Annotated in this window: 10 protein-coding genes; 2 read left to right on the forward strand and 8 right to left on the reverse strand. The window is 39.9% G+C overall.

The annotated features are described in order from the left end of the window. Positions 1-342: 342 nt before the first annotated feature. Positions 343-1446: an arginase family protein gene (locus tag IV514_RS06510; RefSeq protein WP_206484158.1), complete on the forward strand. Its 1104-nt coding sequence runs from the start codon at positions 343-345 to the stop codon at positions 1444-1446. A 90-nt stretch (positions 1447-1536) separates the two neighbouring features. Here IV514_RS06510 and IV514_RS06515 read toward each other — a convergent pair whose 3' ends face one another. After that, on the reverse strand, positions 1537-3603 hold the full coding sequence (locus tag IV514_RS06515) for a hypothetical protein (protein ID WP_241242234.1): 2067 nt from the start codon (positions 3601-3603) through the stop codon (positions 1537-1539). 202 nt (positions 3604-3805) lie between these two features. Between IV514_RS06515 and IV514_RS06520 the strand changes: the two genes are divergently transcribed. Further along, positions 3806-5146, forward strand: a complete 1341-nt coding sequence (locus tag IV514_RS06520; RefSeq protein WP_206484160.1) for a dicarboxylate/amino acid:cation symporter — start codon at positions 3806-3808, stop codon at positions 5144-5146. Between the two features lie 184 nt (positions 5147-5330). On the opposite strand, the gene IV514_RS06525 is transcribed toward IV514_RS06520, so the two are convergent. The 7 genes from IV514_RS06525 to IV514_RS06555 all read right to left on the reverse strand — a co-directional run bounded on the left by IV514_RS06525 (position 5331) and on the right by IV514_RS06555 (position 13137). After that, the gene (locus tag IV514_RS06525) at positions 5331-6566 is read right to left on the reverse strand and encodes an ABC transporter permease (protein ID WP_206484161.1); all 1236 of its coding nucleotides are present in this window, start codon (positions 6564-6566) and stop codon (positions 5331-5333) included. Then, positions 6567-7748: an HlyD family efflux transporter periplasmic adaptor subunit gene (locus IV514_RS06530; RefSeq protein WP_206484162.1), complete on the reverse strand. Its 1182-nt coding sequence runs from the start codon at positions 7746-7748 to the stop codon at positions 6567-6569. Beyond that, on the reverse strand, positions 7745-8881 hold the full coding sequence (locus tag IV514_RS06535; protein WP_206484163.1) for an HlyD family efflux transporter periplasmic adaptor subunit: 1137 nt from the start codon (positions 8879-8881) through the stop codon (positions 7745-7747). Before IV514_RS06535 ends, IV514_RS06530 begins: the two co-directional genes overlap by 4 nt. Then, positions 8874-9833, reverse strand: a complete 960-nt coding sequence (locus IV514_RS06540) for an HlyD family efflux transporter periplasmic adaptor subunit (RefSeq protein ID WP_206484164.1) — start codon at positions 9831-9833, stop codon at positions 8874-8876. Before IV514_RS06540 ends, IV514_RS06535 begins: the two co-directional genes overlap by 8 nt. Further along, positions 9818-10501, reverse strand: coding sequence for an ABC transporter ATP-binding protein (locus IV514_RS06545; protein WP_206484165.1), 684 nt, complete (start codon positions 10499-10501; stop codon positions 9818-9820). Before IV514_RS06545 ends, IV514_RS06540 begins: the two co-directional genes overlap by 16 nt. Positions 10502-10914: 413 nt before the next feature. After that, entirely contained in the window at positions 10915-11943 is a 1029-nt protein-coding gene (gene tdh / locus IV514_RS06550; RefSeq protein WP_206484166.1) for an L-threonine 3-dehydrogenase, read from the reverse strand. Then, positions 11944-13137, reverse strand: coding sequence for a glycine C-acetyltransferase (locus IV514_RS06555; protein WP_206484167.1), 1194 nt, complete (start codon positions 13135-13137; stop codon positions 11944-11946). Positions 13138-13281 lie beyond the last annotated feature (144 nt).

Raw genomic sequence — 13281 nt, forward strand, 5'->3', positions numbered from 1 at the left:
TTTGCAAAACAACGATACAAGCGAGTATTTATTCGTCGAAATAGCCATTCGACACGTTAAAATTTAATTAATTTCTCAAATTACTATTAGATATATCTGTAATTTAGCAAGCTGACAAGCAATTATTTTTTTTAAATTAACCTATTAATCACTTTTGGTTATACTAGATCTAGTTATTTTTCGGCGTATCATAGTCGAGTTTTCATGAGAAATTAAGAGTTATTACACTAATTTTTGATAAGTAGACCTCTGTCCACTTAGATATACAGATAAGAATGAACCACACAACTCCGATAAAAGCGAGTAAAGTTCCTAGAATCAATAACACCAAAGAGAGTTATTATGACAACGCAATCTCAGTTCATAGAAAAAATACAACAAAGTCTGTGTCCACCAGGTAATGGTGTGTTCACTGTCAATACAGCCAAAGAAAGAAAAGCCGCTCTTCATCAGGCTTTATACGGACAAACCGACAATATCGAACAGCTATGGAACGAAAGTTTAACTCAGTTATCGTCATCCTCTAAAGCAGTCATTTTAGGCATCGCGTCTGATTGCGGTGGTGGTATTTTACGTGGTGCGAACTGGGGGCCTTTGTTTGTTCGCTCTACCTTATTACAACAATTTAATACCCTTAATGCTTTTGATATGGGGGATGTTCGAGTTATTCCGCATTTATTACATGATAAGTATTTAAATGATCCTACCATTAGCAACTGTCGTAAAGCCTTGTATCAAGATGCAAATAGTGAACTTGCTGTAAGCCCTTTAACCATTACCGAAGACGTGTTGCACGATTTTTATGCGCTCTATCCAGAGAAAGGGATTTTTGGCATTGGCGGTGATCATTCTATCAGTTATCCACTGACCAAAACCTACTTACAAGCGAAAAAAGCTCAAGGCAAACGGGCAGCGATTATTCACTTTGATGCCCATACCGATTTATTAGTGGAACGTTTAGGAATCGATTTATGCTTTGGTTCTTGGTGTACCCATATTCTTGATGATTTACATGAGCCAAACCATTTGATCCAAATTGGTATTCGCTCAAGTGGTAAACCAAAAGAGCATTGGGAGAGCACTTTTGGCGTTAAACAACATTGGGCTCACGAAATTAGAGAACATGGCGTAGCACCGGTAATAACAAGCATATTGACGCAATTAAAAGAACAAGCCATTGATGAACTGTACGTGAGTTTTGATATTGACGCGCTCGATGATGCTTTTGCTTCGGCTACAGGAACACCAGAGCCTGACGGTTTAACCCCTGATGAAGCGATGGAAATTCTTACATCTCTTGCAGCTCAGTATCCGATCACCGGCGCAGATATGATGGAAATAGCCCCTTTTACCGACAGTTCTGGTAAAGGAGCAGAAAGTGCAAAAACGACGTTAAAAGCAGGAGCTGATATTTCAGCATTTTTAATTGAGCAGATGAATAAGTAATTCACTTGCATTGCTTTATTAAAATCCGAAATATTTAAAACAAAAATGCCGCTCAATTGAGCGGCATTTTTTATCTTACTCTGCATGCAGCTAATTAATATTAACCGTCGCAACACTAAAGACAATTCCAGAGCCAAAAGGTGAAGAAATTTCAGCATACAAAGTGCCGGTCTTAGGTTCTTTTTCCCCTTTAATAGCCACATTAAACTGCTGACCACCATTATGGTTATCGCTGCCCCATGACGCAGTACCACCAGCAACTATACTCCCCACTGTGGTACTGAATTTTATTTCAGTGCCATATGGCATCGGTTGATTATGTAAGTCTGAAACAATAATGCTCCCGGTAGCAGAACCTTCACCGGCAATATTGATAACAGGTGTTAACGACACAACATGAGCTGTACTACCCGACATTACTAAGGTGATTTGCCCCCGAACATTTATCGATTTTTGCTCAGTCGAGCAACCACTATGAGCAGGTATAGAGCACAGGACTCCGTTATACTTGCCATCATTTAGGCTAAAAACACCATCATCGTTAAAGTCATAAAACTCTTCTAATTCACCACCAGATTGTTCAGCAGCATTCGTTTCACCAGGGTTAAAAAAACCATCTTCATTGTAATCAGCGTACGCTTCTTTTAAGTCATATGGCTGACCAGAGACATCGGTACCCAAAAATGCCGACATTTCACTTTCATCAAAGCGACCATTACCATTTAAATCAGGAAATGACTCTTCACCTATCGCAGTTGCAACAATCGTGGCTCTACCACCATATTTTTGCCCCATGGTATTTTGTTCTTCAGGTAAGTGCGAAGGATTATTAGCATCCCCAAGTACATGCCCTTCTGGTCGAGGATATTGGCTGGTCCATTTTACCGTACATGCACCATCAACTGTAGTACAAGAAGGTTCGATAGAACCACCTTCAGTGGTAAAGCTCACTGCTGTACCATCTGGCACCGGGTTATTGTATGCATCAGCTAATCGAGCAACAATCATCACTTCCGTACCATCTCGACTCCAACCTTCAGGGTTAAGGTATTCTGCTGAAAGACTAAAACTATCTTGATCTGGTATGCCGGTAGAAATGACCAATACACTTGACTGTGATGCTATTAACGGCTCACTACCCACCACAGATGCCGTAACTCTCACACTAGTAGCCACCGAACCTGAATTGACAACCGTTTGTGCAAGACCTTGACTGTTAGTTGTAGCTCTTGCAGGAATAAGATTAACGCCGCCTGTTTGGGTGCTTAACGCAAAATCAACATCCTGATTATTAACCGGGTTGCCATTGGTATCTAAGACCTTAAACACTATAGTCGAACTTTCCGAACCGCCAACAGCACCAGTACCTATAATGCCAATGGTTTCTGGTGTAGCTGAAACAAACTCAATACTGCCAATATCCGCAGGTAAAACATTAACAGTGCCTGTCGCCGATAAATTCTGACCATTTACAATAGCATTCACTGTAATAGGATCATCACCAACACAGCCTTTTGCTAAATAGTTTGCACTAGCTTGACCACTTGAGGTTTTAACGACACTATCTATTTCTGCTGTTGGTATCGCTTCTTCAGCACATACCGAAGTAAAATTGACGTCAACTGATTCGGTATATAACGCTCCCGTATCATCCACCAAAATAACCGAGACGGTAGTTGTGCTACCTGCAGAAATTTGCTGTAAAGATAAATCAATGGTTCCTTCACTAAAACTATCAGAGGTGCCACTACCTAATCTAACAACCGTTTCACTTTTCCCTTGAGTAGTAAAGCCAATTGTTTGTTCTTCGCCTGAATCAATAGACGCTGTAACCGTGCCTGCACCTGCAATATCACCCGAATTAAGTACAATAGTTGCAACACCTGAGCTATCAGTTAATGCCGTTCCTGATTCAGGGTTAAAGTTACCTAAAGTCGTTGTGAAAGTAACAACCTTGCTTCCGATTGCTGAATCACCTTGCATAACTGTTGCAGTAATTGTCGCAGGTGACTGTTCTGTAACCAGTTCATTAGAAATAGTTAAGGTGATCACAATATCCTCAGTTGTACCTCCTGAGCCTGTGCCAGGTGTTGAAGTCCCTCCACTGGATAAACCGCCATCCCCGCCGCCGCAGCCAACGAGACCAATGAAAAACATTATGAAACTTAAGCGTCTTATTAGCGCCATAAAAGCATCTCCCTGATGATGTTTTTGTTGTCAACTTTATAATATTAACTGAAAAAAAAGAAAAAGGTCACTAACTTATAAAAAAAACCCAAGTTAGTAAGGTTTTTAATCAAATCAAATACTGATAACCTATCATGTATTATTCTTTTCACCTAAATATACACATAATAATATGACAACAACAACTTCTAGCTTAACCACTCGTATTGTTATCGGCATGGTTTCCGGTATTTTACTTGGTTTTTTATTACAACAATTAATGCCAAATGGCTCTGACTTTACCATTCCTCTCGGTTTTTTTGAGATATCCGTTCGAGGACTCTTTGTTGATGGTATTTTTGAAGTGGGTGGGCAAATATTTGTCGCCAGTTTAAAAATGCTGGTCGTGCCTTTAGTTTTTGTCTCGCTTATTTGCGGTACATGCTCGTTAAAAGACACCTCAAAATTAGGAAGAATTGGTGGTAAAGCCATAGGTCTTTACTTGATCACTACCGCCATTGCTATTAGCTTTGCCATGAGTATGGCTATGTTACTTAGCCCGGGTGAAGGGGTTAATATGACAAGCAATAGTACATTTGTCGCTAAAGAAGCACCGTCTCTTGCGCAAGTGTTAATTCAAATGTTTCCTAGCAACCCATTCGCAGCATTCGCCCAAGGAAATATGCTACAGGTTATCATTTTTGCTTTACTCTTTGGTATTGCCATTGCCCTATCAGGACAGCCAGGTGAACGTATTGCTGCTTTATTTGAAGACTTAAATGTTGTCATCATGCGCTTAGTCACTATCTTGATGAATTTAGCGCCTTATGGGGTCTTTTGTTTACTTGCCAGCTTATTCACCGATTTAGATATTGCAACCATTAAAAACCTTGGTATGTATTTTGGTGTAGTCTTTGTTGCATTGATCGTTCACGCAACAGTGACCTATCCAGTGATCTTAAAACTATTAACAGGCTTAAATCCTGTGATATTTATTAAAAAAATGAGAGATGCTGTGTTATTTGCCTTCTCCACTGCCAGTAGTAATGCCACCATCCCAGTCACCATGGAAACGGCAACGAAGAAAATCGGCGTAAATAACTCCATTGCTTCATTTACGGTGCCACTTGGTGCCACAATTAACATGGACGGCACCGCGATTATGCAAGGGGTAGCTACCGTATTTATCGCTCAAGTATTTAATGTCGACCTCTCTATCTCTGATTTTCTAATGGTGATACTGACCGCCACATTAGCTTCTATCGGTACTGCGGGAGTTCCTGGCGTTGGTTTGATCATGTTAGCCATGGTGCTTGAACAAGTGGGTTTACCGGTAGAAGGCATTGCCATGATTATTGGTGTAGACCGATTGCTTGATATGACAAGAACCGCGGTCAATGTCACTGGCGACTGTATGGTAACAACCGTAGTGGCTAAATCTGAAAACCAACTCAATAAAGATATCTTTGAAGATGAGGATGCAGGTAAGAAAATCGAAGAAATCGATTTTCATCACCTCAATGAGAACAAATAATTTAGCTGCCTGATATGACAACAGCCAACTGTGCTTTTTAGTTCTGGTTGGCAATAATTCAATGAAAACGCCTGATAAATTTATCAGGCGTTTTTTATGGGTTACATACGAGCATTTTCATATAGCGCTAAAAAAGCCAGCGCAGTTACTTATTCTTAATAGCTCATGATAATCACTTAGTTGCTTAATCACTTTGTAGTGCATCAATAGGATCTAATTTTGACGCTTTTATTGCAGGGTAAACCCCAAAAACAAGCCCCACCATTGCACAAATGCTAAACGAGAGAACAATAGCCGTTAAGGACCAAGACACAGCCCATTGGGAGTAAATTGAGATCAGCTCTGACAATAAAATACCAAAGAATACACCTAAAATACCACCAAGGATTGATATGGTAAAACTTTCAGCTATAAACTGCTGTTGAATATTTTTTTGAGTGGCACCGATAGCTCGAAGTAAACCAATCTCTTTAGTTCTTTCTAATACAGTGGCTAGCATAATATTCATAATACCAATGCCACCTACAAGTAAAGAAATCCCCGCAACACACGACATCACGATATTAAAAATTTGCTGCGTTTGCTTCTGTTGAGCAAGCAATGCCGCTGGCACGACAATATCAAAATCATCAACCTCGTTGTGTCGACGTTTGAGTAGGTGACTCACCGCTTTCGCCGCTTCGACAGGATCAACAACGCCATCTAATTTTAGTCGTAAACTATCAACTTCACTGACTAATTCTTTACTTGGAAACTTATGCAATGCAGCGTTTAGAGGAATGAATACCTTATGCTGCTCTCCGCCAAGTTTAATGCCTTGAAATTCTTCTTTTTTAAGGTATGGCGCTTGTAAAACCCCTACCACTTTAAACCAAATATGGTTAATTTTAATATTCTTACCTAACGATTCCCCAAACGGAAATAATTGCCTAGCGGTACTTGAGCCAAGTATCACCACTTGTGAAAAATTAACGTTGTCTTGTTCATTAAGAAACCTGCCCTGAGCTAAGGTAAATTTTGAGAGTTCAAAAAAACTTGAACTAACCCCTAACGCTTGGCCGTCACTCTTACCTTCAGCACTAAAAATGCTGTAAGTATCCACGACTTTTTGTGCACTAAAAGCATCGACAAACGGCAATGATTTCACACTCACCTCACCATCTCTAATGGTTAAGCCTGAGGAGTGTTTTCGTTGCTCTTTTAGCTCTTTTTCTTCAAAGCTTTTGCCGTTAATGATCAAGTTATGTAATCCCATAGTATCAATCATTTTCAGGGCTTCACGTTCTGCACCTTCACCAATATTTAGCATGGCGATCACTGCCCCAACACCAAAAATCATACCTAATAACGTTAATAACGTGCGTAACTTATGTTGAGCTAATTCAGCAAAAGTATCTTTAAATATTTCAACCTTATCCACTTAGCTTTGCTCCTGATCGATTAATGAAATACGCTGGCCGGCTCTCAGTCCTGACACCACTTCAACATGACTCAAATTGGCTTTGCCTAATTCAACCTCTGCTTGGGTATAGTTCCCATGCTGATATAAATAGACAAAGCTACGCTGACCTTGAGTAAAAACCGATTGCAGCGGTACAACTAACTTAGGTTTCACCTTATCAACAATGATTTGTGCTTGTAGTTTTCGACCCGGGACAAACAGCTCAGTGTTTTGTTTATCGAGGCTCACTTCAACTTCAAAGTACTTTTGAGGATCACCACGTTTAATAGATTTAGGAAATGGTGCAACAGAACTAATCCGGCCGGTAAAAGGCTGATCAACATGGGCAAGTAAATGTAAATTCACTACTTTATCATTCACTAAGCCGATCGCTTCACTTTCCATCACAAAAAGCTTAGCTTTCATCTCATTAATATTTGGTAATTGTGCTATTTTTTGTCCAGGCCAAACGCTCTGACCTGCGCGTGGTTTTTCACCTCGCCAGTTTGCTTTATAAACAAGTAGGCCATCGTGAGGCGCTTTTATTTCCAGCTGTTCAAGACTTTCAGATAATTGTGCCAGTTTACTTTTCGCTTGCTTTTGCTTCATTTCTAACAAGCTCATATCCCCCATGGAGCTTTCACTAAAACTCTCACTTTTCCAATGCAAATAATCTTGTTTTACCCCCAAGTAAGCGGTATTTTGCATTGAATCGATAATTTCAAGCTTAGAACGTATACGAACATCATCGATGGAGAAGTTTTCAGCAAATGTTTTTTCTTGCCCTACTACCAAGATATCTTTATTAATGGCGTATAAATCTTTATTAAGCGCCCCTGATTTTTCGACAATATCTTGAGCAATAATTGCAGCTTCATTTTGTTTTTTCTCGCTTTTTATCATCATGGCTTCACCATCAAAGCGCGCAATCACATCACCTTTTTTAACCATTGAATATTCTGGAGCTAACCACGCTATATTTTGAACGCCGCCCCGAGAAACGGGTGAACTTATCACCGTAGCTTTGGCAGCAAACAATTCTCCTTTAGCGGGTACTGTTATCGCAAAGGGTTGCTCTTGTACTTGATAAAGCATTGGTGTTCTTTGCTGTTCACAACCAAGAGATAAAATAACCAAGCAAACGACTATCAGTTTTTTCATTGCACCACCTCCACGTCAAATGGAAACGAAGTGCTGACTAAGCATTGTTTATTTTCACAAGATGTTGAACGTTTTCTCTCTCGAGCTAACAAGACGCTCTTCGCTGTCATGATTTGCTCATTCGCTGTTGGTAAGGACACTACATCTTCATCAGCTTCAACGAAAACTTCCACACGAGCGGTCATTCCTGGTCGCATCACAGCGACATCAACTTGATCAAAAGTGATAATAACATCGAGCACCCTGCGTTTATCTTGGTAAGATTTATCTCTAAATACCCGCCCAAGACTGGCAATTTTTCCTTCGAGTACGAGCTCTTGTGTTCCATCTAAGATGATTTTTACTTTTTGGCCAACGTTAATTTTTCCGCTATCAGGTTCTTCAATTTGTGCTTTTACCTGCATTTTCTCTCGAACGGCTAGCTCTATAACAGGTTGACCAAACTGAATGGTTTCCCCAACCGCTGGTTTTTCCCCTTGCCAGTTTGTTTTATAGATCACCATACCATCCATAGTTGCTTTGACTTTTAAGCGTGCTATATCTCGATTAAAATTATTCACTTCTGAGGTCAATCGTTCAACTTTACCTTGTGCTAATTTAAGGTTTAACGCTTTATTACTTCGCTGAAATTTCAATTTTTCTTTCGCTAAAAACAACTCATTTTCTGCAATCGTAAAGTCAATTTCAGCCTTTTTTCTATCATTGTCAGAACGGCTATTATCGACAATTTCAGCTTTACGCTTTGCTTTATCAAAAGCCATTTCTTTTTCAGCCACAAGTAAAATAAGTTTTTGCTCTTCTTCAACTTCTTTGATCTTTTTGTTTTCTAATTCCTTTTGTGCACGAGCGAGTTCAGCTTGTTTATCGACTAACTTATCTGTGACTTTCTTATCATCAAAAGAAACCAGTAAATCCCCTTTTTTCACTTCACTGTTTTCAGGTATGAGAAACTTGATTTGATATTGCCACATGCGCGAGATAGATGGCGGTGCAATCATAGCGGTTTTTTCTGATTCTAATTCGCCGCTGGCAGTCACCACAGTATCTGTATTATCTTTGGTCAGTGTTTCTAATGGCTCACTTTGGCAAGCTTGTAAGCATAGCACTGCACATATAAGAATAAATTTATTCATCTGCTGCTCCTGCAAATTCTAATTGGGCACTCATCCCTGGTAATAATGTCATTTTCTCGTTCACTTCAAAGTCAAATACGGTACGATAGTAAACGCCTTTCCCCCATTCTTTTTTCTTTTCCGGTTGGGTCGATATTTCAACCAACTCGGCCGTCAGTTCGATATCTGGGAAAGCATCAAAGCTTAACTTCGCTACTTGGTTTAACTGTAAATTTTTGTAGTCAACTTCATGCACCCAAGCTTCAATAAACAAACCATTCATGGAAGGTATTTCCGCTATTTTCCATGATGGCTGTGCAGTCATTCCAACAAATACTTTCTCGCCATTCCATGGATGATTGCCATATAGAACAGGGCCAGTTCGCTGTGCCCGTAAACTCATATTCTTAAGCTTATTCTGGTGATACGTTAGTTTATTCTGGTGTTGTAAAATCTTTAACTCTTGTTTCTTCTTTGCAACGGTCGCGGCTACTTTCACCTGTTTTAAGTTTTCAATGGCCTTGCTGTTATTCACTACCGCTTTTTCAAGCTCTAACTGGTTCTTTTCAAAATCATATTGACTTAAATGCTCACTAGAAATACCCGCATCAATGCGCGCTTTTTCTAATAACAGGGCAGTTTTTTTCTGTTTATATGTCGCTTCTAATATTGACTGACCATGACTTCGTTCTAGGCGATGTAGTTCTTCTTTGGCAGCAATTAAACTTACTTCTTCTTGCTCGATCAGACTTTGCATAGAACCACTATCAAATACCACCACCAGATCGCCTTTATTGGCTACCTCTCCTTCAGGTATCATCCATTGTACTTGCACACGCCAAGTATCTGTTTTAGGGGCATAGAATGCTTGGTTCTCACTTGCTTTGATTTGACCAGACAAAATAAAATAAGAAGGAGTAGCATAGACATTCGCTGCTAAGAGCAATAAAAAAAACGTTAAGCAACTACGCATAATTGCTCCTCAATAATTTTGCCATCCTTCATACGAATAATACGGTCTGCATAAGCAGCAATATCTTCTTCATGGGTGACCATCACGATGGTTTGCCCCTGTTTATGAAGCTGACACAACAAATCCATAATTTCATAAGACGTTTTAGTATCAAGATTACCAGTAGGCTCATCCGCAAAAATAACCTTAGGGTTATTGACCAATGCTCTTGCAATGGCCACTCGTTGGCGTTGACCACCTGACATTTCAAACGGCTTATGATGTCCGCGATCAGCCAAACCTACTTGAGCTAGCATCGCTTTACCGCGCTGCTGTGCTTCTTCAGATGAAACCTTGCTATAGCGAAGGGGTAACGCAACATTTTGCACCGCAGTTAGACGTGGTAACAAATGAAAGGTTTGAAAAATAAAACCTATTTTTTCATTACGAATTTTCGATAAGCTTTCGTCATCTATGTCTTTAACAGAAGTTCCTGAAAGCCAATATTCACCACTGGTTGGTGTATCTAAACATCCGAGAATATTCATTAAGGTGGATTTGCCAGAACCAGAAGTTCCCATAATGGCAACAAATTCATTTTCTTTAATTTCTAATGAAACATTGGCGAGGGCATTGACTGTAATGTCACCCGAGCCATAAGTACGGGTGATATGTTTAATCCTTATCACGAAACCTTCCTTTTCTACACATTTTGTGTGGTTATTAAATCATAAGACAAAGGCAATATAAAATATTGAATATCATAAATTTTATATTGTTTGAATTTAAATAAAATAACAACAAATAGTCAGACTAGTAAAGAGATACTACTGGCTTTATTCATTCTTTGCTATTTCTCAGATGGTAACTACCTTGCTAGCAAGGTGTTAAGTTGAAATGAATAAGTCAAAACGCAAGCGAAATTTAGACTATTTCAGCCACATAAGCGACTGAAATAAAACTTTTTAAATTATCGCAGGTTGCTCATTTAAAATAATTAACGCTTAATGTTTACGCTATGGGCAAGAGATATGCCCATAGCGAGTAAAGAATTAACGAAGCTCAGACGGCTAACCAACCTCATCAGGGCAATATAAACAGGTTACTTTGTCCAATCTAAAATCACTTTGCCCGATTGTCCCGAGCGCATCACATCAAAACCTTGCTGGAAGTCATCAACGGCATAATGGTGGGTAATGATTGGTGTTAAATCTAAGCCAGATTGGATCAAGCTTGCCATTTTATACCAGGTTTCAAACATTTCACGACCGTAAATGCCTTTAATGGTTAGCCCTTTAAAAATCACTTGGCTCCAGTCAATTGCCATGTCTTTGCCTGGAATACCCAACATAGCAATTTTACCGCCATTATTCATGTTGGCTAACATATCTTGGAACGCCATTGGCACGCCTGACATTTCAAGGCCAACATCAAAACCTTCTGCCATGCCCAGTTCATCCATCACATCAGTTAATTTTTCTTTACTGACATTAACCGCGCGTGTCGCTCCCATTTTTCGCGCTAGTTCTAAACGGTATTCATTCACATCAGTGATCACCACATGACGCGCACCAACATGTTTAGCCACCGCTGCCGCCATAATACCAATAGGCCCTGCACCTGTGATCAGCACATCCTCACCGACTAAATCAAACGAAAGTGCGGTATGTACGGCATTACCAAAAGGATCAAATATTGCGGCTAAGTCATCAGAGATTTCATCCGGTAGTTTAAAGGCATTGTACGCAGGAATAACCAAATACTCAGCAAAACAACCAGGACGATCAACGCCAACACCAACAGTATTGCGGCATAAGTGTGTACGGCCTCCTCGACAGTTACGACAATGCCCACAAGTGATATGCCCTTCACCAGAGACTCTATCACCAATTTCAAAGCCTTTAACTTCTTGACCGATACCGACAACTTCGCCCGCATATTCATGACCAACAACCATAGGCACTGGGATAGTTTTTTGTGACCATTCATCCCAATTGTAAATATGAATATCTGTACCACAAATCGCCGTTTTGTTAATTTTGATCAGTAGATCATTATGACCAAGCTTTGGACGCTCGGTACGAGTCATCCAAATACCTTCTTTTGCATGAAGCTTTGCTAATGATTTCATCTAAATGACTCCCATTTCCTTACCAATAGTCGTAAAGGCAGCAATCGCTTTATCTAATTGCGCCTTAGTATGCGCCGCAGAAATCTGAGTACGAATGCGCGCTTGCCCTTTTGGTACTACAGGGAAAGAGAAACCAATCACATAAATACCTTGTGCTAACAGTTTATTAGCCATTTCACTTGCCACTTTTGCATCACCAAGCATCACTGGCACAATAGCGTGGTCGGCACCGGCACAAGTAAAGCCTGCTGCTTCCATTTGAGTGCGAAAATACGCCGCATTATCTTTTAACGTTTGGCGTAAATCGTCACCTTGGGCTAATAAATCTAAAACTTTGATTGATGCATTGACAATCGCTGGGGCTAAAGAGTTTGAGAATAAATAAGGGCGAGAACGTTGACGCAACCATTCAACAACTTCTTTCTTAGCTGAGGTATAACCGCCCGAGGCACCGCCCATGGCTTTACCTAAGGTACCAGTGATAATATCAACGCGTCCCATCACATCACAGTATTCATGACTACCACGTCCTTTATCACCAACAAAACCAACGGCATGAGAGTCATCCACCATCACCAATGCGCCATACTTATCGGCTAAGTCACATACCGCAGATAAATTAGCGATCACACCATCCATTGAAAACACACCGTCAGTCGCAATTAATTTAAATCGAGCCCCTGCCTCATTCGCTTCAATTAAACGCGCTTCTAGTTCTGCCATGTCATTATTGGCATAACGAAAACGTTTTGCTTTACATAGGCGAACACCATCAATAATTGAAGCGTGATTAAGCGCATCACTGATAATGGCATCTTCAGGCCCTAGCAAGGTTTCAAATAAACCTGCGTTGGCATCAAAACAAGAAGAATACAAAATAGTATCTTCCATCCCTAGAAATTCAGATAACTTTTGCTCAAGTGTTTTATGAATATCTTGTGTACCACAAATAAAACGCACCGACGCCATACCAAAACCATGCTCATCTAAGCCAGACTTTGCTGCTTCAATCAATGAGGGATGATTGGCGAGGCCAAGGTAATTATTCGCACAAAAATTAATGACTTCTTCACCTGTGTTGACTGCAATTTCCGCTTGTTGCGCCGTTGTGATCACACGTTCAGCTTTATATAAGCCATCTTGTTTTACTTGTTCAATTTCATTTTGTAAATGAGAGTAGAAGTTAGTCGTCATAACTATTTCACCAAAAGTAGATAGAGTATTCTCATTATTACCCTTAAATTATGAAACAAACAGTTTCCTAATTACTTATTAAGCAAATATAATAATCAAATTCACACCAATTGATATCATAACGCAACCAGTCAAATGCGAAAC

The organism is Thalassotalea sp. G2M2-11, assembly GCF_017168195.1.
Classification (GTDB): domain Bacteria; phylum Pseudomonadota; class Gammaproteobacteria; order Enterobacterales; family Alteromonadaceae; genus Thalassotalea_E.